General features: G+C 51.8%; 21 protein-coding genes. 2 read left to right on the forward strand and 19 right to left on the reverse strand.

Features of this window, described 5'->3' with window-relative positions; translation table 11 throughout:
• Nucleotides 1–6: 6 nt before the first annotated feature.
• The 4 genes from FZ040_RS04415 to FZ040_RS04430 are packed head-to-tail and all read right to left on the reverse strand — an operon-like array spanning nt 7 to nt 3,660.
• A complete protein-coding gene (locus tag FZ040_RS04415; protein ID WP_149170892.1) occupies nt 7–687 on the reverse strand; it encodes a dTMP kinase in 681 nt (226 codons plus the stop codon).
• Nucleotides 684–2,162, reverse strand: coding sequence for an aminotransferase class I/II-fold pyridoxal phosphate-dependent enzyme (locus FZ040_RS04420; RefSeq protein WP_149171073.1), 1,479 nt, complete (start codon nt 2,160–2,162; stop codon nt 684–686). Before FZ040_RS04420 ends, FZ040_RS04415 begins: the two co-directional genes overlap by 4 nt.
• Complete coding sequence (locus FZ040_RS04425) at nt 2,162–3,439, reverse strand: sensor histidine kinase (RefSeq protein WP_149170893.1); 1,278 nt, start codon at nt 3,437–3,439, stop codon at nt 2,162–2,164. The genes FZ040_RS04420 and FZ040_RS04425 overlap by 1 nt, the downstream gene beginning before the upstream one ends.
• 17 nt (nt 3,440–3,456) lie before the next feature.
• Nucleotides 3,457–3,660, reverse strand: coding sequence for a hypothetical protein (locus FZ040_RS04430; RefSeq protein ID WP_149170894.1), 204 nt, complete (start codon nt 3,658–3,660; stop codon nt 3,457–3,459).
• Between the two features lie 158 nt (nt 3,661–3,818).
• On the opposite strand from FZ040_RS04430, the gene FZ040_RS04435 reads away from it, so the two are divergent.
• Nucleotides 3,819–4,280, forward strand: a complete 462-nt coding sequence (locus FZ040_RS04435) for a nitrous oxide-stimulated promoter family protein (protein ID WP_033171511.1) — start codon at nt 3,819–3,821, stop codon at nt 4,278–4,280.
• A gap of 808 nt (nt 4,281–5,088) precedes the next feature.
• Here FZ040_RS04435 and FZ040_RS04440 read toward each other — a convergent pair.
• The 5 genes from FZ040_RS04440 to FZ040_RS04460 form a co-directional block, all read right to left on the reverse strand.
• Nucleotides 5,089–6,276, reverse strand: coding sequence for an FtsW/RodA/SpoVE family cell cycle protein (locus FZ040_RS04440; RefSeq protein WP_149170895.1), 1,188 nt, complete (start codon nt 6,274–6,276; stop codon nt 5,089–5,091).
• 12 nt (nt 6,277–6,288) lie between these two features.
• Nucleotides 6,289–6,939 (reverse strand): tRNA (guanosine(46)-N7)-methyltransferase TrmB, encoded by a 651-nt coding sequence (gene trmB / locus FZ040_RS04445; RefSeq protein ID WP_149170896.1) that lies wholly within the window; start codon nt 6,937–6,939, stop codon nt 6,289–6,291.
• A 20-nt stretch (nt 6,940–6,959) separates the two neighbouring features.
• Nucleotides 6,960–8,876, reverse strand: a complete 1,917-nt coding sequence (locus FZ040_RS04450; protein WP_149170897.1) for a sigma 54-interacting transcriptional regulator — start codon at nt 8,874–8,876, stop codon at nt 6,960–6,962.
• A gap of 188 nt (nt 8,877–9,064) precedes the next feature.
• Nucleotides 9,065–10,210 carry an acyltransferase family protein gene (locus tag FZ040_RS04455; RefSeq protein ID WP_149170898.1) on the reverse strand — a complete coding sequence of 382 codons (1,146 nt, stop codon included), beginning with the start codon at nt 10,208–10,210 and terminating at the stop codon, nt 9,065–9,067.
• A gap of 9 nt (nt 10,211–10,219) precedes the next feature.
• Nucleotides 10,220–13,570 carry an EAL domain-containing protein gene (locus FZ040_RS04460; RefSeq protein WP_149170899.1) on the reverse strand — a complete coding sequence of 1,117 codons (3,351 nt, stop codon included), beginning with the start codon at nt 13,568–13,570 and terminating at the stop codon, nt 10,220–10,222.
• Nucleotides 13,571–13,752: 182 nt separating this feature from the next.
• Between FZ040_RS04460 and FZ040_RS04465 the strand changes: the two genes are divergently transcribed.
• Entirely contained in the window at nt 13,753–14,085 is a 333-nt protein-coding gene (locus FZ040_RS04465; RefSeq protein ID WP_149170900.1) for a hypothetical protein, read from the forward strand.
• Between the two features lie 73 nt (nt 14,086–14,158).
• On the opposite strand, the gene FZ040_RS04470 is transcribed toward FZ040_RS04465, so the two are convergent.
• The 10 genes from FZ040_RS04470 to FZ040_RS04515 form a co-directional block, all read right to left on the reverse strand.
• Entirely contained in the window at nt 14,159–14,593 is a 435-nt protein-coding gene (locus FZ040_RS04470) for a F0F1 ATP synthase subunit epsilon (RefSeq protein ID WP_033171517.1), read from the reverse strand.
• Between the two features lie 3 nt (nt 14,594–14,596).
• Nucleotides 14,597–16,012: a F0F1 ATP synthase subunit beta gene (gene atpD, locus FZ040_RS04475; protein WP_149170901.1), complete on the reverse strand. Its 1,416-nt coding sequence runs from the start codon at nt 16,010–16,012 to the stop codon at nt 14,597–14,599.
• Between the two features lie 23 nt (nt 16,013–16,035).
• Nucleotides 16,036–16,890, reverse strand: a complete 855-nt coding sequence (gene atpG, locus FZ040_RS04480; protein WP_149170902.1) for an ATP synthase F1 subunit gamma — start codon at nt 16,888–16,890, stop codon at nt 16,036–16,038.
• 19 nt (nt 16,891–16,909) lie between these two features.
• The gene (gene atpA / locus FZ040_RS04485; protein WP_149170903.1) at nt 16,910–18,427 is read right to left on the reverse strand and encodes a F0F1 ATP synthase subunit alpha; all 1,518 of its coding nucleotides are present in this window, start codon (nt 18,425–18,427) and stop codon (nt 16,910–16,912) included.
• A 24-nt stretch (nt 18,428–18,451) separates the two neighbouring features.
• A complete protein-coding gene (gene atpH / locus FZ040_RS04490) occupies nt 18,452–18,994 on the reverse strand; it encodes an ATP synthase F1 subunit delta (protein ID WP_149170904.1) in 543 nt (180 codons plus the stop codon).
• Nucleotides 18,988–19,491 carry a F0F1 ATP synthase subunit B gene (gene atpF, locus FZ040_RS04495; RefSeq protein ID WP_033171522.1) on the reverse strand — a complete coding sequence of 168 codons (504 nt, stop codon included), beginning with the start codon at nt 19,489–19,491 and terminating at the stop codon, nt 18,988–18,990. The genes atpH and atpF overlap by 7 nt, the downstream gene beginning before the upstream one ends.
• Before the next feature lie 40 nt (nt 19,492–19,531).
• Entirely contained in the window at nt 19,532–19,783 is a 252-nt protein-coding gene (gene atpE, locus FZ040_RS04500) for a F0F1 ATP synthase subunit C (protein WP_033171523.1), read from the reverse strand.
• Nucleotides 19,784–19,828: 45 nt separating this feature from the next.
• Nucleotides 19,829–20,509, reverse strand: a complete 681-nt coding sequence (gene atpB / locus FZ040_RS04505) for a F0F1 ATP synthase subunit A (RefSeq protein WP_149170905.1) — start codon at nt 20,507–20,509, stop codon at nt 19,829–19,831.
• A 39-nt stretch (nt 20,510–20,548) separates the two neighbouring features.
• Complete coding sequence (locus tag FZ040_RS04510; RefSeq protein WP_149170906.1) at nt 20,549–20,917, reverse strand: hypothetical protein; 369 nt, start codon at nt 20,915–20,917, stop codon at nt 20,549–20,551.
• Nucleotides 20,918–21,259: 342 nt separating this feature from the next.
• Nucleotides 21,260–21,502 (reverse strand): AtpZ/AtpI family protein, encoded by a 243-nt coding sequence (locus FZ040_RS04515; protein WP_149170907.1) that lies wholly within the window; start codon nt 21,500–21,502, stop codon nt 21,260–21,262.
• Nucleotides 21,503–21,553: the final 51 nt, after the last annotated feature.

The following is a 21,553-nucleotide window of genomic DNA, read 5'->3' on the forward strand; positions in this document are numbered from 1 at the left end:
TACGGTTTAAAGCACGGACTTGACGGCCTCATATACTTCGTCATGGATGGCCGCAATGCTGCGCGGCTCCCCGCCCTCACTGCAGATGACTTTTGACCAGTCATATTTGGCCGCGAGCTCCAGATAGGCCGCATGACAGCGGTGCAGATAGTCCGTATCCTTTTCGTGAATGTCTTTTTCCGTTCCCGTTGCCTGCGCGCGGGCCGCAATGAGCTTGTCGGCAACTTCTGGCGCCATATCGAGGAATACGACTTTATCGGGGACAGGCAGACCGATTTTCACGAACTCGAAATCCCAGAGCCAGTCGAGAAATTCCTCGCGCTCCTTGGCGTCGGTGAGCTTTACAGCCTGATGAACCATGTTGCTCGTCGTATAGCGGTCGGCCAGAATGATGTCGCCGTTATCGTAGAATTCTTTCCACTTCATGCGGAACGACGCATAGCGGTCGACGGCAAAAAACGTCGAGGCCGCAAAGGCGTTAACGTCCTCGGCGTGGCCGCCGAAGTCGCCGCGCAGATACATGCGCACGAGCATCGACGAATCGGCCGCATAGTCGGGGAACTCGATGCGGTGCACGCGGTAGCCATCGCGGACCAGATGGTCATAAAGCGCCTTGGTCTGCGTAGCCTTGCCCGAGCCATCGCCAGCTTCGATGATGATGAGTTTTCCTTTGTTCTCGTTATTCATGAATCTTTCACTACTTTCAATGTGGTAAGCGCTGCATCCTGTGGCCCTACTACTTTAAGGCCAAGCTCCTGCATCGCGCGGATATAGTCAAGACTTGACTTGTCAATCGTATCACCCGGCGCCAGGATTGGAATCCCCGGCGGATAGAACATCAGCTGTTCGGCCGCAATGCGGCCTGCCGCCTCGGCAAACGGTACCTGCTCATAGTCCGCAAAGAACGCCTCACGCGGTGTCATGCCAAGTATGGGTACAGCGGGCAGCGATACGGGAACCGAGAATTTTTCCTTGCCCGTATAGCGGGATGCCAGTTCCTTGAGCGCAGCCAAGAGTATCTCTGTCTCATGCTCCGTATCGGCATAAGAGATGATAAAGAGCAGATTGTAGGCATCGGATAGCTCGCACTGGATCTTGTACTCGTGGCGCAGGATGTGCTCGGCCTGCGGCCCGCTGATGCCAAGCGCGCGCAGGCTGACCGTGACCTTCGTGAGGTCAAGGCCAGACGCGCCCTCGCTGTGCAGGTAATCGGCGCCAAACGACCACAGACCATCAATCGCATTGATGTCCTGGCGGAGTTTTTCGGCAAGCGCTACGGCACGGCCGACTTTTTCGGCGCCTTCTTCGGCCAGCTGCAGGCGCGCGATATCGAGCGATGCCAGCAGCAGCTGGTTCGGACTTGTCGACTGCAACAGACTGGCGGCCTGACGGACACGCTCCGCACTTACGCGCTCTCCCTTTACAAGCAGCATTGAGGTCTGCGTGAGACTGCCGACAATCTTATGCGTGCTCTGCGCCGCCATATCAGCGCCGGCGTCGATGGCCTGCGGCGGCAGTACATCCGAAAATTTCAGATGCGGGCCGTGGGCTTCATCGACGAGCAGCAGCATATCATGCGCATGCAGTTCGTCAGCAATGGCCTGCAAGTCCACCGTGACGCCGTAATACGTCGGATAGACGAGTGCCAGCGCCTTAGCCTCGGGATGCGCGGCAATGGCTTTTTGAATGTCACTTAGGCGAAGCCCCATGGCAATGCCAAGCGTCTCATCGATTTCGGGCTGGATAAAGACGGGCTTTGCCCCTGCCAGAATGATGCCGCCAATCATCGAGCGGTGCGCGTTGCGCGGCAATAGCACCGTATCGCCAGGACAAAGCGCCGCCATCAGCATCGTATGGATAGCACCACTCGTGCCGTTAATCATGAAATAGGCCGCATCGGCACCGTAAAGCTCTGCGGCTAATTCCTGCGCCTCGCAGATGCACATCGTCGGCTCATGGAGGTCATCGAGCTCCTCCATCAGCGAGACTTCTTCGCGAAGGCCCTCGGCCGTAATGAGCTTTTTGAGCAGCGGATGCGCACCGAGGCCCTGTTTATGCCCCGGCGTATGAAAAGCGAGAGCGCCGTCTCGCGCGTAGGCCTGCATGGCCTCCGCAATCGGCGCTCTTTGCTGATTTAATTGAATGGAACGATTTTTATTCATCACGATTTTTTGCCCTTGTCGGGAGTGTTGACTACTTTGACATCTTCTTTATTGGCACCGGGAAGCTTGTTGGGCACGCGCAAATGGATGCGGGTCCCCTTGCCGATGGTTGACAGGACATTGAATTCCGCCCCGATAATCTTCGCGCGTTCTTTCATGCCCATAATGCCGAACTGGCCAACATGGTCAGTGCCATCCGCGAGGATTTCCTCCGCCGGAACATCGGGAATCTCCGGGTCTGCCTCGGCATCAAAGCCCTTGCCTTCGTCCTCAATCAGAACGGAAACCGCCTGCGGACGGTACAGCAGGCGAACGCGTGCCTTATCGGTGCCCGCGTGATGCGCGACGTTGTTAAGCGCCTCCTGCACCACCCGGAAAATAGCAATCTCAACGTGCTTCGGCAAATCATAAGCCTTGCCATCGACGCTGAAATCGGTCGACAAGATGCCGCGGGAAGCCAGCCGTCCCACCAGCTGATTAATAGCCGGCGCCAAGCCCAAATCATCGAGCGCCATCGGGCGCATGTCGAAAATAACCTGACGCACATTGCTCAAGCAATCGCGAATCTGCTGGCGCAGTTCCTGCAGGGTCCGCTTAGCTTCCTCAGGATCATAATCGATGAGCTTTTCGGCAATCGAAGTCTGGAAGATGAGGTTCGCCAAGTCCTGGGCCGGACCATCGTGAATCTCGCGCGAGACACGATAGCGCTCTTCTTCCTGCGCCTTGATGATGCGCGCCCCGACAAACTTATCCTTCTGGACGGCTTCGATTTTCCATACCACCCCGCTGACCTGCGAGCTCAGGTACGAAAGCACCGAACCAATCGCAAGCGCCAGATGCTCAGCCTGAACGAGCATCACCTGCAAATGGCGCAGGCGAAGTTCCAGCTTATCGCGCTGCTGGCGCAGTGCCTGCTCTTTTTCCCGCTCGACGCCCAGCTCAACCTGAACATTCTTGACGGCTTCATAGCTGGCACGAATTTTTTCTTCCGAATAGTTTTGGAAATTGCCGCTGACTACGACCAGACGCTGTTTTTCGCGCTGTTCTGTTTTCGCCAGCTCGTCCACGCGGTCGATGGTTGCGCGTGCCTGTTCCTTTAATTCCTGCAACTGCTTTTTGCTGTTTTCGACCTCGGTACGGGCCGTTTCATATATTTCAAAAATCTGCGATTTGCTATTTTCAATCGTATCGATTGTATTCGTCAGGATGCTTTTCAGGGAACCTTCCTTGATGCCACCATTTTCATCCATCAGGGATTCATTGTTGAGGGCTGCCATACTGTTCCTCCATATTTTTACTTCTTATGCCGCTTGTTAAACCAGCGAATTACCAGCAACCCCAAAATCGCTCCTGCCAAAATCTGCAAGTCCGACATCCTGAATAAGGAATCCGCTCCGTTTTCCTGGACCTTTGTATAAATTGCACCAATTACCAGCAATGCCACCAGTACATTGGATATTACCTTGCCATGTTGTTTCAAGAAAGAAATACTACTCACCTCCAGCTTTTATACACTTATCCCAGCATATCTTCTTTAAATTGTACTATGAAAAATCGAGAAGTCAAGCGAGACTTGCTTTTATGCTCAAATACCTTTAAAATAAAAGAAGTGTCAAAACTTTGACCTATTTCAAACATACTGAAAGGTGATTCAATATGAGCATTTTTTCTCGTTTCTTGCCGACAAGAAAACCGGTGGAGATAAAGAACAATATTCCGAAAGAAAAGGCCAACATCCGCAAGACCTTCGGCATCTACTGCCATAGCCATCATAAAACTTCCGGCGATACGCTTTGCCCGAAATGCACGGCACTGCTCGCCACGGTTATGACCAAGATGAACCGCTGCCCGTACGGTATCACCAAACCGATTTGTGACCGTTGTGACCGCACCGTCAACTGCTTCGGTTCCAAGCAGGCACAGGAATTCCTGCATGTCATGGGTTCTTCCCAGAAGCGCATGTTCCTGCGCCACCCCATCATGGCCTTCAAACACAAGCTGGCCAGCATGGGCGTCGATTATGCCAAGTATCAGCAGGCCAAGAAAATCGACGACAAGGTCAAAGCCAAGGAAGAAGCTTCCAAGAAACGCGCCAAAGACAGAAAAGCAAAAAAATAAACAACTGAAATACAGTGCCACGTTGACATATTGTCAGCGTGGCGTTTTATATAAATTGCAGTTTGTGGGGGAGCGTGGCTGGGTTCGAAACAGCTCTTCGGCGTCGAGGGACACAGTACCAACGCTTCACCGGTGACAACCCGCTACAAGAAATTTTTGCCTTTTAATTAAGAGTTGGAAAACAGTTAAACGCGCTTCGCTTGAACGAAACTGCTTTTCCAACGAGAACGCCGGCAAAAATTTCTTGCTTAACGCGGAACGTCAAAGCTTCGCTTATGGTACTGTGTCCCCCGCCGCCTGGGATAGTGCCGACACGAAGCTGCCTTCCCCTCTGGGGGCGTCAACGGGATGCCAGTGGCATCCCCGAGAGGTGGGCGCGAAGCGCTCGGATGAGGTCATTCTGTATAACTATTGACTAAATTAATAACTAAAGTTGCTACCTCGTCCGCCCCTAACGGGGCACCTTCCCCAGAGGGGAAGGCAAAAGTTCGTGTCTGTTCCATCCTCAGCCGCCGCTAGGGACAGTGCCATAAACGAAGCTTTGATGTTTTCCGTTAAGAACGAAATTTTTATCCTCCCCCTTCGTCGGAAAAATTCTACCGTCCAAGCGAAGCGCGTTTTGGATTTTTCCGATGCTTAATTTAGGATAAAAATTTCGTTTAGGAAAACATCTTGGCGTAGTGTTGGCACTGTCCCTAGCGGCGGCGACGAGCTGCTTCGAACCAAGACTCACTAACCTATAAACTGCAATTTATACCAAAAGTCCGATGGCTCCCACTTGAGCCATCGGACTTCATTTCATTGATATTTATTTTACTAAATGCAGGGAAGGACGTTTTTCTTCGTCTTTTTTCCCCGCCTCAATGTCGGATTGCTTCGTTGCGAACTTTGGCTGCGGCTTGTGCCCGTGGTCGCAGATGTTTAGCAGGATTCCCATGGCTATCATGGTGACGAGCAATGACGAACCGCCATAACTGATAAAGGGAAGCGGTACGCCGACGACGGCAAACATGCCGCCGACCATGGCCATATTCGCCAAGGCCTGCCCCAGGATGAGCAGCATGATACCTGTGGCCAGAATCTGTCCAAATTCATCCTCGGCCCGGTTTGCGATGCGGACGCAGAAGAAAATCATCAACGCGAAGAGCAGGAAGACCATCAAGGCACCAACATAGCCGTGCTCCTGACAGAAAATCGCAAAAGCGAAATCGGTATGCGCCTCAGGCAGGTACTCGTATTTGCTGACGCCATCGCCAAGCCCCATGCCCCAAAAGCCGCCCGATCCAATAGTCGAAAGCGACTGAACGGTCTGATAGCCAATGCCCTGTGCATCAGACCAAGGGTCAAGCATGATTTTGATTCGGTTCAGACGATACGGCTGCAGGAAAATCAAACCGATGACACCAGCCAGAACGAAAGAGCCCAAGCGGACGATTTTCATGATATTCATACCAGCCACAACCGCCATGATGAGCGGCACGCCACAAATAATCGCCGCCGTTCCAAGGTCCGGTTCCATCTCGGTAAGACCTGCCATAATCACGATGATACCATATTGCAGGTTGAGGACGGATATCTCCCGGCCCCGTTTTATCTGACTGGCCAGAACAGCCGCGGCCAGCATCAAACTCAAGAGCTTGGCAAACTCCGCCGGCTGGAACGCGATGGCGCCAACGCCAAGCCAGCGCTTAGCACCATTGACGCTGTTGCCTACGAGCAAAACAGCCACCAATGACAGCATCATCACCATCAGCAGCACCGGCATCCAGTTGCGCCAGCGCCGGTAATTGATTCGCCGGCAAATGCAAAAGGCTATCAGCCCAACGAACAGCCAAATGGTATGGCGAATCAGAAAATGGTACGGCGTCTCATAATCGATTGTCGACAGAACGAAACTAGAACTAAAAACATTAATCGTCCCCAAAACCAGGAGGATAATCATGATGACGATGATGGGTTCTGCATCATTGCTCCACAAGGTCTTCCTTATCCGCATGATATTGCCCCCTTACGGAAAGATAACCTCACAGCGGTTAATCTTCTCACCAAAACCGCTGAACTTGCGTTCATACTCGGTCATGATGTTGTCGGGACGGTTCTCGGCATGAAGGTCAAACGAAACATCGCGGACCGGCAGTTTTGCCTCCTCGAACTGCTCGAGCGAAAAATCAAACAGCGGACGGTTATCCGTCTTGAAATGAAGTTCACCCGGCTTTTTCAAAAGGCGGCGGTATTTTTCCAAAAAGCCCACATGCGTCAGGCGGCGTTTGGCATGACGCTTCTTCGGCCATGGGTCACAGAAGTTGATATAGAACCGGTCAACTTCATCCTCCGCGAAGATGTTTTCGATATTGTTGATATCAAAAACGAGCAGACGCACATTCGTGAGTTCCTTTTCCGCAATCTTCTTGGCAGCGGAATAGAGCACGTCCTGCTGGGCTTCGATACCGATGTAGTTGATGCCGGGATTGCGCTCTGCCAGCTGGCTGATGAAATCGCCTTTTCCCGTACCGAGTTCTACATGAAGCGGTGCCTGACGGCCGAAGATTTCGGCCCATTTGCCCTTTTTCTCTTCACCAATCTCCTGATCGCGGCTGATGACAAACGCATCGAATTCGTGGATGGCTTCATCCACCCAGGGTTTTCTTCTTAAACGCACAATCTTGCTCCTTTATCCTCTTATTTCTTCTCCAGGCCATATTTCTTGAGGTAACGATACAGCGTAACACGGCTGACATTCAGGAGGTTGGCCAGTCGGCTGACATTGCCGCCGGCTGCCTGCCAGGCCTTAACGAATACCTCTTTATCTTCTTTCCATTTGTTGTCGGGTTTGACATCACCCATCAGGCTGATGTTAGCCGGTCCGATTTCTGCGCCCGGCGTGTTGAAGAAGGCATACTCCAATACGCTCTGCAGCTGTTTGATATTGCCCGGCCAGTCGTATTCTTCCAGGACTTTTTCCGTCTCTGGCAAAATGCGTTTCGACTCCATCTGATGCTGCTCGGCCAGCTCGCCGATGATGTGGCGGGCCAGTGCCGGAATATCCTCGCGGCGGCTCCGCAGTGCCGGCACGCGGACCACGCTGCGGCTCACGATATCATAGAGCTCACGGGCAAAGAGACCGCGCTCGGTAAGGCGTTTGAGGTCGCTGTCGCAGGCCGCGATAATGCGGACATCAATCGAGCGCTCGACCGACTCGCCAACACGGCAGGCCTTGCCTTCATCCAAGGCACGCGCCAGCTGCTGGGCGATGGTCTTCGGCATCTTTTCAATCTCATCGAGGAACAGCGTACCGCCGGAAGCGAGTTCCAAGCGACCCTGATGACTGACTTCCGGGTTCAGCATGACGCCGAAGAGCTCCTGCTCCAAGAGTTCCGGCGTAGCATCGCCGCAGCGAAGCGTGATGAGCGGGCCAGCGGCGCGCGAACTTGCCTGATGAATGCCATGGGCCATGCGCTGCTTGCCCGTACCGGCCTCACCCTGAATCAATACATGGTGATGGTTCTTGGCAACGCGGGCTGCCTTATTGCGGACGCTCTGGAACGTCGTTCCGTCACCGACCATGGAATTGAGGCTGTATTTGGCCGTGTAGCCAGCAGCATGAGCCACGAGCGTGCGCAAATCCTCAATCGGCATGGAGACGACCACCACGCTCTGGACAGCCTGGTCCTCATCGCGCTCAAGCGGCACAACCGTCGTAATATCTTCATACGTCTTGGCCGGCGTAATCCAGGTAACTTCTTTGTTGTAAGACGGCACCCCGCGGAATCCCTTATAGATTGGCGTGTGCTGATAGTTCATGATGACATCGTTAAGGTTCGACGTATGACGGCCGGCCTCATTCTTCTTGGCGCCGATTCCCTCAAGGCGCGTATGGCCGAGCTGGTTTGCATAGGCAACCTCGCCGCCCGGCATGACATGATAGACGGCAAACGGCGTAGCGTCGAGGATTGCTTCCTCTGCCTTGATGCGCATCGACTCCGTCAGATGCTCCTCCAGTGCCGTTTTCATGGTCAGCAGCAGCGAAATAACCGCATCCTGCGGCATGGCAATCTGCTCCATCGATACCAGCGTGATGATGTAATGGAACTCGCCGTTGACCTTTACCGGTGCCGAGCAGGCATCACCAAGCTGGCACTCTTTTACCCACATCTCCGGGCCAAACATCCAGAATGGCGTCTGATGCTCATAAGCAATGCAGATGGACGACGTGCCGACCTCTTCTACACCGACGCGGGTTCCTTCGATTTCTCCCGGCGTCATCTGGTAAAACGGCAGCGAATAGCTCTTGAGTACCGTGCAGTCTGCATCGACGAGCAGCAGACTCAGATTGTACTCCTGGAAGAATTCGCGAATGCCCTCGCTGAGCTTGCTCAGATAATCAATCGCATCGCGGTGCTTGTTCTGAAGTTCCAGGAATTCCTCCTTGGACAGTTTGTGCTCCACTTCCATTTTCTCGCGATTGATGGCAAGGCTCTGGCTCTTTTTCCAGGACTCAGCCACCCATGGATGGACGTTCGGGTCTAATATACCTTCTTCCGTGAATTTCTGATAATAAGCTTCGAGTTTGCTTCTGCTGCGATGTTCTCTAATCATAGCTCAGCCTCCTGTTAATCCTCTATTTCCTTATCCGGTCACTTCCGGACTTTCTTCGTTTCGTAAATATCGTAACTTACATTTTACCAAGCATCACGCTATCATGCAATTCCTTTTGTCCTATTTTCCCGCGAAATCGGCAAAATTGACTAGCAAAAAGAAAAAACTTCAAACAATCAATGTTTGACTTAAATCTTGATAAAGATACGGCGACGATACAGGTATTCTGCCAATCCCCACCAGCAGGCACACCAAAGCACCGTGAACAGAAAAATACTGAAGGGGATTCCCCCGATTCCCTTCGTCGTCAGCCCCCACAATTGCGGGAAAAGTGCCGCCTCTGGTGATGGCAGCAGCCACAGCAGCGTAAGTGCTGCTCCCGTCAGCATGTAAAGCAAAATGGGATTCATGCCAAAGACGCGGAACGGATGGAAGAAAAAGGACGCCACCCTTGGCATAAGCGAAAACAGCCCTTGCAATAAGAGCGCCAGCAGCATAAACGCGCTGCTGGTAAAAAGCACATACGGTGCCGTCCACAGCGGCTTGCTGACGATGTCAAACTGATTCCAAACGACGCCGCCCCCGGCGAGCACCAGGCCATAGCTCAGCAGCTGCAGAAAACTTTCGGGCGTGCCCTCTAACAACAGACGGCCAGCCAGCATTCCCAGCAGCATCGACGCCGTGCAGGCAATTGTCCCATAAAGCCCCTCGGGGTCAAACGCCGCCCCCATATAGCAATGCGCCGCCCCCGGAACGACCTGATCAACAGCCGAACTGATATTGTCCGCCTGCGCAAACGGCGCATCCGGCGAAAAACAGTGGAATCCCACCGAGGACACCAAAAGCAGGAATAGTGACGCCATCAGCAAATCGATTTTGGTATGCAGGATGCGCCCCAGCACAATGCCCAGAGCGTAGACCATCGCCAGGCGCTGCAAAACGCCAAACAGCCTTCCCTGCCCCCACAAATCCGACCAAAGCGAAACCGTCACCGAGCCCGGCAGGAATATATGCTGAAAGAGCATCGGCATGACATTGTACAAAATGCCGAGCAGGAATAAAATCCCCGCCCGCTTCATTACTTTGCCGAGCATTTCCGGCCACCATTCCTGCTCATGCTTTTGCAGCCAGATGGCAGCCGCCGCTCCCATGGCAAATACAAATCCCGGGAACGCCATGTCCGCAAACGATATTCCCTGCCACTGCGTATGGAGCATCAGGGGAGGTGCCTGCTCAAAATCCGGCACGGCATCTACCATAATCATGCATACAATGGCCAGTCCCCGAAATACATCGAGGGATTCCAGCCGCTCTTTCTTCACTTTGATTCGCATCGAAAATCCTCACTTTTTCAATTTCTTTTTGCCAGCTTTGTAGAGTTCTTCCAGCGACTCCGCCTCCGTACAAAGCGTGATGCTGCACGCAATCCGCAAGGCTTCTGCCTGCTGCATCTGAACCGCATGGAACTGCCGCTGGATGTCCGCCACCCGGTTCTCAAGTTCGCCAGGTCTCTCAAAGTAACTGAGCACGCCAAACAGTGCCCCTTTTATGCGTGCCACGGAGCACTCTTTTCCGCAGCTGCTGCGCAGCCTGTCGGCGATCAAGCGCAGATACGCATCCACCTGCTCAGGTTCAGACTCCTTCAGCAGCCGTCCGTAGTCTTCCCCCTGCACCAGAATAAAACCAAATTTACGGCCATGATATTGCATCTGTTCCTCATAACCAAAATATACTTCGTAGAAGCCCCTTTCATTCATAAGGCCCGTTACCTTATCCTGCCGTGTATCGCTCAGGATCTTCCCCATGCGCTGCTGCAAGTTGTCGGCATCCATAAAATATCCCATGAGGCCCACAATCCGGCCGCGGTCATAGAGCGGCCACTTGTTGCAGACAATCGGATGCGCAATCCCCTTGATGATGCAATTGCCCGGTGCATCATGGACCACCTGTCCCTTGGCAATGACATCGAGTTCGTCACTTTTATACGGCTGGTCATCCACATGCCAGTGCATTTCCTCGTCATTTTTCCCCACAATGTCTGCTAACGATTCAATGCCGTAATAATCGAGGAAGGCCTGGCTGACGCCCAGGAAGCGCCGGTTTTCATCTTTCCAGAAATAGCAGTCTTTCGTCTGCCGCATGAGGTTCCGCCAAAGCATCGCCTGTTGCTGCTGCCGGCGGCTGGCCTGCGAAAAGTTTTCTTTTACCTCAATATCCTTATTCGCAATCTGCATGATGGTTTCTATCAGGGCCGGGTCATCGAGATTTGCCCGTTTTACGCACAACACTACAAGATTATCAGAATTATCGTCCTCATGCAACCAATTATATTGACGCCACGAATATGTGCCGTCCTGTTCTTTTACCCGGAAAAAGCCTTCCACGAATCCCATCTGGCTTTCGTCCAAGCGCTCATGCACATCCATTTCCGTTACGAAATCCAGATAACGCTGCCGGTCATCCGGATGGAGAACCTCCTCCACCATGTACCGGCGATAATCCTTGAGTCCATACGAGTTATTCTGCCCCCGGCTGCTGCCCTGCTTGGAAAAGAGCACCGGCTCGGCACAATCCCGTTCAAAATCAATCAGCACGATATCCTCATACAGCGTGCTGACTTCGCGCATCACGCGGTCCAACCGCTGCTTGGCCACCGTCTCGGTATCTGCCGACAGATTGATAAGCGTGACCCGGAACAGGGATTTATGCTCATATTCGGCCACCCGCTCGAATTTCATCATCAGATACTGCCCGCGGTTGGAATAGAACATGACATCTTCCAGTTTATGCTGCTTCAGCTTGTTGACAAATTCCCTAAGCCAGAAATGAAGCGGCGAAAACGCCGAGTTTATCGTGCGCTCGAGCTGGGAAAGTCCCTGAACCTTTATTTCCTGCAGCTGCTCAAAAAACGCGCCATTGGCATAGAGAACCCGGAACAGCTTCCCATCGTCCTCAAAAATGGCCGTTGGCTGGTCGGTAATCACATTGATCCGCCCCGCCTCATCGTAGTAATGCTGCCAATCGAGCGAAGCAATCTTCAAGCCCTTGCTGATGATATTGTCAATGGATTCCTGGAACGGCAGCGGCTTGCCAAACAGATAGCCCTGTACCTTCTCGCAGCCAATACTGCGCAGGAATTCAAACTGTTCCTCCGTCTCCACGCCCTCGGCCAGCGTCTGGATGCCGATTTTCTTGGCCATATCAACCGTCGACGTGAGGATTGCCTGCGAACGGTCATTGAACGACGATAAGAACATCATATCGAGTTTTATCTCGTCGAAGTGATAGTCCTTCAAAACATTAAGCGAGGAATAACCACTGCCAAAATCATCCATCCAAACCTGATACCCGGCATCATGGAATTTCTGAATCTCAGTCTGCATACAAAGGCCATTGTCAAAGAGCATACTCTCGGTAATTTCAATATGAATCATATAGCGCGGTATCTGATACTTTGCCACGGCTTCTTCGATTTGCTGGAAAATATTACAGAGCAGAAAATCCAGCCGCGACAAGTTGAACGATACCGGCACTACTGCCAGTTGTTTATCCATGCGCTCCCGCATCAGGCGGCAGGTCTCGCGCACAATATAAGTATCGAGTTTATATATCTGGCCGCTGTCCTCCAGAGCACTGATAAACTGGCCCGGATTTAAAAAGCCATAGATAGGATCTATCCAGCGGGCCAGGGCCTCCATGCTGCAAAGTTCTTTTGACAAGGTGCGCACGACTGGCTGGTAATAGAGTTTTATCCAATGGTATTCGAGGGCTACATCAATATGGCTCGATACATATTCGTAGATTTCCAGCTGCTTATGGATTTCCTTGGAATAATACTGTACCGACGCCGTAATCTTGTTCCGGATGCTGTCACAAGCGATTTTCGCAAAATCAAGCGCTACAATCGGCTGAACGGACTGGTTATCCTCCCACTCGAATACGCCGGCTTTCATCTCGAGCAGCATTTCATCACTCAGCGCTTTTATCTTTTCCCTGGCTTTTTCCAAGCGCTCCTCGATGCTATTTTCCTGTGTCAGCACACCAAAGTGGTCATTGTTAAGGCGCGCCACATAATCCTGCGGAAAAATATCCTGCAGGATTTTACCCACAGCTTTTAAACATTTATCCCCCGCCTCTAACCCATAGCGGACGTTATAGTGTTTAAAATTATGGAGGTTCACAAAAATAAACGCCACCGACCGCGAAACGGGCGAGTTCAGCATACACTGCAACAGTTTCTGCGATGCTTCAAGGAAACGCCGCAAACTCATAAGACCTGTCACCCGATCGATTTCAAAGGTTTGCGCCTTTATCTCGACATCGGCAATAAAGACATAATAAAGAGGCCCTTCTTCAGGGTCATCAATCAAGCGGCCAAAATCCTCGACATAACAGACTTCCCCTGTCTTTGACGTAATAAAATACGCCACATGATCAAACCGTTGGTTATGATTTTCCACTTGATAGGCAATATCCTGTTCAACCGCTTCGAGTTCGTTGCGATTCACCATGCCGCGAAAGCTTCCGCCTACATATTGATAAAACTCCGCAAAAGTAGCACATGCAAAAAGATTCAAAACCTGCTCATTGGCATACAAGATTTCTTCCGAATCATCAGCCCGGTAAATAAAAAAGCCGCCTGGCAAAAAATCCGTTTTAGCTGCTAATTTTTTTCCTACTGCCCCGATGTCCATCGCTATTCACCCTCTATCCTTTCAGGCGGGTTCCGGCATATTGGTATTTATTATCTTCGCGCAAAATAATCGTATTCCTGCTATTTTCGCGCGCAAACCGAAAATATGACTCACAATTTGTATCACTGCGTCGTGTCATGGTATAATATTTTTGTTGATTTTATAGCAAAGGAGCTTCCATTATGGCAAAGCAATATAAAAAGTTACAGAAAAAAGTCTACCCCAAAGTTGAAGACCCGCGCAAGAAAGAAAAGGAAACATTCGGCAAGGATTATCTGCTGCTGGCCGTCATTTCCTTCACGCTCGTGGTCACCCTGTTTGGCTGGCAGCAGTTCGACGCGCTCAACCGTGCGATGTATGTCCTGCTGACCTTCTCGCTTGCCATGACGTATATTTACCGCCACGCAAAGATTTCCGAAAATGCCCGCATCTATGTGAACCGGGCCAGCCTCTGCTCGATGGGGCTCGCCATCGGCATGTTCTGCCTCTCGCTTTGGCATACCTTCGCAAAATAAGCTAAAACGTACTAAAAATTTCATTGCAATATAAAAATGAGCTATCCGTTTGGATAGCTCATTTCTTGTTTTCTTATTCCTGAAACTCGGTTTTCGTTGCCCGCAGACGTGCCATTGCACGCTGCATAGCGAGCTGAGCCCGCTCTACATCGATGTTCTTTGCTTCAGGTGCACCCTGATGGAGAAGGGCCAGACGCTCTTTGGCGCGGGCCATAGCATCCTTGGCGCGATTGATGTCGATGTCAATCGGCTGCTCAGCTGCCGTAGCCAGTACCGTAATCTTATCCGGCGTAACTTCCATGAAACCACCAGCGACTGCGATGAGCTGCTCATCGCGGTCAGCGCCAAGCCGCACGCGCATGGCATGCGGCACCAGGCCCGTAACCAGCGGAGCATGTTTCGGCAGGATGCCGAGCTCGCCGCCCGTCGAACGGACGATGAGCATGCTGATGTCTGCGGAGTAAACAACTTTATCCGGAGAGACAATCTCTAGCTTGATAGTCGCCATAGATTATTCCTCCTCTTTAAGTTTCTTAGCTTTCTCCACAGCTTCGTCAATCGTACCTACCATGTAGAATGCATTCTCCGGCAGGTCGTCATATTTACCCTCAAGGATTTCCTTGAAACCGCGAACCGTCTCTTTGAGCGGTACGTATTTACCCGGGGAACCCGTGAATACCTCAGCAACGTGGAACGGCTGCGAGAGGAAACGCTGAATCTTGCGGGCACGGGATACAGTGAGCTTATCCTCATCGGAAAGCTCTTCCATACCGAGGATGGCGATGATATCCTGCAGCTCTTTGTACTTCTGCAGAACAGCCTGTACACCGCGCGCAACTTCATAGTGTTCCTGGCCCAGAACTTCCTGGTTCAGGATACGGCTCGTGGAATCGAGCGGGTCAACGGCCGGATAGATACCGAGCTCCGCAATCTGACGGGAAAGAACCGTCGTTGCATCGAGGTGCGTAAACGTACCTGCCGGAGCCGGATCCGTAAGGTCATCGGCCGGGACATAGACTGCCTGGACCGACGTGATGGAGCCCTGTTTTGTGGACGTGATACGCTCCTGCAGAGCACCGATATCCGTGGTCAGTGTCGGCTGGTAACCTACTGCCGACGGCATACGGCCGAGCAGTGCGGATACCTCCGAACCTGCCTGAATGAAACGGAAAATGTTATCGACGAACAGCAGAACGTCCTGATGCTGAACATCACGGAAGTACTCAGCCATCGTCAGGCCCGTCAGAGCAACGCGCATACGTGCTCCTGGCGGCTCGTTCATCTGACCATAGACGAGAGCGGTCTTGTCGATAACCTTCGACTCCTTCATCTCGCCCCAAAGGTCATTACCCTCACGGGTACGCTCGCCAACACCGGCGAATACGGAGTAACCGCCGTGCTCTTTTGCGATGTTGTGGATGAGCTCCATGATGAGGACCGTCTTGCCGACGCCTGCGCCGCCGAACAGACCGATTTTACCACCACGGGCATACGGAGCGATGAGGTCAACGACTTTGATACCAGTCTCGAGGACCTGCGTGCTCGTCTCCTGCTCATCAAATTTCGGAGCCGGACGATGAATCGGCCAAGCTTCCTTGTTGCCGACCGGAGTCGGGTCATGGTCAACCGTCTGACCAAGAACGTTGAAGATACGGCCGAGAACTTCGTTGCCGACCGGAACCGTGATCGGAGCACCGGTATCGACTGCTTCCATCCCACGGGTAAGACCATCGGTAGAGCTCATAGCGATGCAGCGGGTTACGCTGTCACCCAGATGCTGCATAACCTCAACGACGAGGTCGATGTCAACATCACCAGCTTTGCCTTTGATCGTGATTGCATTGAGAATTTCCGGCAGCTCACCTGCGGGGAATTCAATATCTACGACAGGTCCGATAACCTGTACAACTTTACCTTTTGTTGCCAATGGTAAACCTCCTAACGATGCTCTTATTTCAGAGCTTCAGCGCCGCCAACGATTTCGGTAATCTCGTTGGTGATGCCTGCCTGACGTACCTTGTTGTAGTAGAGGTCCAGCTTGCTCATGAGTTCTTCCGCGTTGTCCGTAGCGTTGCTCATTGCATTCATGCGGGAACTGAGCTCCGATGCAGCGGACTGCAGCAGAGCCGCGTAGACCGTCGTATACAGATACTGCGGAAGCAAGAAGCCAAGTACCGTAGCCGCATCCGGCTCATAGATGTACTCTGCATGAACTCCCGTATTCTCCCCAGCCTCGGACTGGAACGGCAGCAGCTGAACTGACTGCGGCTCACAGTTGATGGCGGAGATAAACTTCGTATAGACCATCTGCACTTCCCGGTATTCACCGGATTTGAAGCGCTCCACAATATCATCTGCAATATTCCGGGCATTTTCAAAGGACGGACGCTCGCTGATGCCGATATAGCTCTCAGCAATCTCATAGCCGCGGTTCTTGAAGTGGGCCACTCCTTTGCGTCCCACCACGACAAGTTCCGTATCGTCCTTCGATTCTACCAGGGCTTCTGCCGCTTTGCAGGCATTGCCGGAATATGCGCCAGCCAGGCCCTTATCGGCCGTGACCAGCAGGATGAGCTTTTTGCCATCCTTATGGGTCTCGAGAAGCGGATGGGAAAAATCGGCACCGGCATTGGCGGCGATTTCCTTCACAACCTCCATGACCTTCTCAGCATAAGGACGATTGGCGCTAGCTGCTTCCTTTGCATGACGCAAACGCGAAGTTGCAACCATGTTCATGGCACTCGTGATCTGCTTGGTACTCTTTACGCTTTTGATGCGCTGGCGGATATCCTGTAAACTAGCCAAAAAGAATCACCTCGCTGTCTTATGCCATTTTGTATGTGATGGTTTCCTTGAACTCCTCAATAGCCTTCGTGAGGTCAGCCTCAAGTGCATCATCGAGTTTCTTCTGCTCGATAATCTTGTTGCCGACTTCCGGATGCTGCGTACGCATGAATTTCAGGAAGTCATCCTGGAATTCTACGACCTTCTCGACCGGAATATCGGTCAGGAAGCCCTTGACAGCCGTGTAGATGACCATGACCTGTTCCTGAACTAAGAGCGGGCTGTACTGAGCCTGTTTCAGCGTCTCTACCATGCGGGCACCGCGGTCGAGCTGTGCCTTCGTAGCCTTGTCGAGGTCCGAAGCGAACTGCGAGAAGGCAGCCAGCTCGCGGTACTGGGCAAGGTCAAGACGCATCGTACCAGCAACCTGCTTCATTGCCTTAATCTGAGCAGAACCACCGACACGGGATACCGACAGACCGACGCTGATAGCCGGACGGATACCGGAATAGAACGAGTTCGTCTCCAGCATGATCTGACCATCGGTGATGGAAATAACGTTGGTCGGGATATAAGCCGAAACGTCACCAGCCTGCGTCTCGATGATTGGCAGAGCCGTAATCGAACCGCCGCCCAGCTCATCGCTGAGTTTTGCTGCACGCTCCAAGAGACGGGAATGTAAGTAGAATACATCGCCCGGATATGCCTCACGCCCTGGCGGTCTTCTGAGCAGCAGGGACATAGCACGGTATGCAGCTGCATGCTTCGTAAGGTCATCGTATACGCAGAGGCAGGCCTTGCCCTGGTACATGAAATGCTCAGCCATAGCAACACCAGCATACGGAGCCAGATACTGAAGCGGAGCACTGTCAGCAGCCGTAGCAGCCACGACAATCGTGTACTTCATAGCGCCAGCCTCTTCGAGTGTCTTGACGACACGGGCAACCGTCGATGCCTTCTGTCCGATAGCGACATAGACGCAGATACAATCCTGGTCCTTCTGGTTCAGAATCGTATCAACGGCGATAGCCGTTTTACCAATACCACGGTCACCGATGATGAGCTCGCGCTGGCCACGGCCGATTGGTACGAGGGCATCGATAGCCTTCAGACCAGTCTGCAGCGGCTCATGGACCGATTTACGGTCAGCGATGCCCGGTGCGTGATATTCAACCGGACGCATCGTCTCAGCTTTGATTTCGCCCTTGCCATCGATTGGACGGCCGATAGCATCGACAACGCGGCCAATCATAGCTTCGCCTGCCGGTACCTGCATGATGCGGCCCGTGCGTTTTACCTGCGAGCCCTCTTTGATTTTCGTCTCACCGCCTAAGATAACGGCACCGACGTTGTCCTGCTCAAGGTTCAGGACCAGACCATAAATATCATTGCCGAAATCGAGCAGCTCGCCAGCCATTGCCTTTTCGAGGCCATGGATATGCGCGATACCGTCACCGATTTCGATAACCGTTCCAACATCATCGACGTTAAGGTCTACGTTGTAGTTCTTAATCTGGTCTTTGATGATGGCTGTTATTTCTTCCGGATTCATTTTCATAACTTCGCTGTCACCCCAGTTTCATCAATTGTTAGCCAGTAATTCTTTTCTAAGCGATTCGAGACGTCCAGCGACACTGCCATCGATACGGCGGTCACCAATCTTGACAACCACGCCGCCGATAATGTCCTTGTCCTCGTGCAGGCGGAGTTCCACCTGTTTGCCGGTAATCTTCTCAAGCTTTGCCTTGATAGACGAAGTCTGAGCTTCATCAACCGGTGCTGCCGTCGTCACATCCGCAATCAGGATGCCTCTGGCTTCATTCGAAAGCTCACGGTACGAATCCTCAATGGCCTCGAACAGCGCAATGCGGCGCTTGTCTACCAGCAGCATCAGGAAATTGTACACGTTCGCGGAAAGCTCGCCTTCAAAGAGTTTCTGAATCAGCTCTTTTTTAGCCTTTGTCTCGACCTGCGGATTGGAAAGGAACGCGGTTGCTGCCGGTACGGTCGCAAGGCCGCTGCGGACATCCGCCAATTCCCTGCCATACTCCACAAGCTTATCTTCCTCCTGGGCAATCTCAAAGATTGCCGTGGAATATTTGCGTGCAAGCTGTAAGTTTAGCATGGCAGATCACCAATCTTATCTTTATCGAGCTTATCGACGAATTCCGTGATAAGCTGCTCATTTTCAGCTTTATCGATGTTTTTGGAGATGATTTTGCCAGCAGCAGCCATGGACAGAGCCACGACTTCGCCGCGGAGCTGTGCCACAGCACGCTCGCGGTCACGCTGGATTTCAGCCTCTGCAGCCTTCTTCATCTGCTCAATTTCGCGTTTCGTCTCAGCACGAGCGGCCTCGCGTTCTTCGCTGGCGCGCTTTTCCGCGTTGCGGATAATATCCTCAGCTTTGACGTTGGCAGCAGCCAGCTTCTTTTTGTAATCAGCCAGCAGCTTATCAGCTTCCGCTGCATCAGCATCTGCCTTATCAAGGCTCTCTTTGATTCTATCCTCGCGGGCTTTGAGCATGTTGACGACCGGCTTATAAGCCACAGCGCGCAGCAGAACAACGAGAATTACGAAGTTGATAATCTGCGCGAAGAATGTCATATTTAACTCGATCAATTACTATGCCCCCCCTTTTTGTTGTTTTTCACCAAAAAAATTATTTGATGAGCGGGTTAGCATAGAGCATGATCAGAGCGACAACCGTTGCGATGATTGCCATTGCCTCGATCAGACCTACGGAAATCAGCGTATTGGTGAACAGCGTGTTTTTAGCTTCCGGCTGACGCGTGATACCTTCGATGAAACGGCTCGTTACCATACCATCACCAAGACCTGCACCGACTGCTGCAAGACCCATGCAGAGACCTGCACCGACTAAAGCTGCTGCTACCATAATTGCATTTTCCATGAAAAAATCCTCCTTAAAAATGTAAAAACTTCTCAGATAGTAGAGTTATGATTCCTCTTCTTCCTTCTTTACTGCGTTGGCAAGATATGCCATCGACAGCATCGTGAAGATAACGGCCTGAACTCCGCCGATAAAGATACTGAATGCGAGCCAGGCAACAGCCGGGATTGGCATCCAGATTGGCATGAGTTTCAGCAGGACGACAATGAGAATCTCGCCTGCCAGGATGTTACCAAATAGACGAAATGCCAGCGTGATTGGCTTGGCAATCTCCTCGATTGCGTTGATGATTACGAATACCGGCGTCGGCTTGAAGAAATGAGCGATATAATGCCCACCTTTCATAAAGATTCCCAGTACATGTACCATGACAATGACCAGGAGTGCTAATGCCAGCGTAGTGTTCAAATCATTGGTCGGCGATGCCATCTTCGGTACAAGTCCCAACCAGTTGGAAACCAGCAGGAACATGAACAACGATACGATAAACGGAGCCAGGAAACGGCCACGTTCTCCCATCATTGCATCCAGCTGTTCATGCAGCCACAAAACAATAATCTCCACGACATTCTGCCAGCCCTTCGGAATAATCTTCAGGCTGCGGGTGGCCAGAAAGGCAATCAGTAATACGATAGCCATTGCGAGCCAAGTCATGTACAGCGTTTCCATATTGAAGGAAAAGCCCATGATTTGTTCTGTTCCGCGATGAACGACCTCTTCGCCCATACACTCAACCTCCTTCCCAATAAAAACCTAAAATATCCTTTACCGTAAATTCATGTGGATTAGCAGGAACAACGCCATTCCATAGCAAAGGAGAAAGCCCAATGCAGTCACACCGAATACTTTCGCAGAAATATTTATGGCTGTCAGCAGAACCAGCAGTAATACCACCATCCGCAAGACCAGTCCCCAAAGCATCTGCTTCGCTGCGCCACCAGTGGGTGCTTCGGCAATCCTCCACAATCGCCAGGCCATGTTCCAGACAAATACCAGCGCCGCCATATAGCCCAGCAGCAAGGCCCCGATGAGTCCGCCCTCGCCCCTAGCGAGCAAAAGGCTTCCAAGCATCAGCGTCAGGGCCGCTAGTCCCCATGACAAACGCTTTATGAAAATCGATAAAACTTCCTTCATATTCCTCCTCCAACGCCAGGCAGAAACTGTCCATCGTCTTCGTTGAATATCGGCGCGACAAGAGCTATCCCGCGCGGGGACACGCTTCGCCTAAAAATCATATTTCGACATGAAACAACAAAACCCTTTAGAAATTTTGCAAATCAAAACAAAAAAATTCAGCCGGTTATGCTCGTTTTTGTCATAAATAATAATTATTTATACTACGATAAATCAATACAATTGGTTTATCGTAGTCGGTCGCAATGCCTATTATATTCGATTGATTAACGAATAGCAAGACTTTTTTCGCCAAAATATAAAAATAACAACAATTCATTCAATACCGTATTTTTATTCTCATTAGAGCAAGTTGCCCTGTTTGAGCTGACGGTACAGTGTATAAAGTGCTCCTGGAAAACCGATGAGGATGCCCGCCAGTTTTCCCACCGAGCCAAGGCCGAGGTTTTCATCGGCCAGATTGCCCAGGAATACACAAATCCCGACAAAGACCACCAGATAAATCCCGATGCCACCCAGTACGGAAAACGCTTTGACAGCCTGACGGAGTCCTTCATGCCTGCCTTCGTCCTGTTCTTTTCCCATAGATCTCCCTCCTAAAAAAAGGACTGCCGCTACTGCAACAGTCCTTTGTCT

Source organism: Pseudoselenomonas ruminis, assembly GCF_008271295.1.
Taxonomy (GTDB): domain Bacteria; phylum Bacillota; class Negativicutes; order Selenomonadales; family Selenomonadaceae; genus Selenomonas_A; species Selenomonas_A ruminis.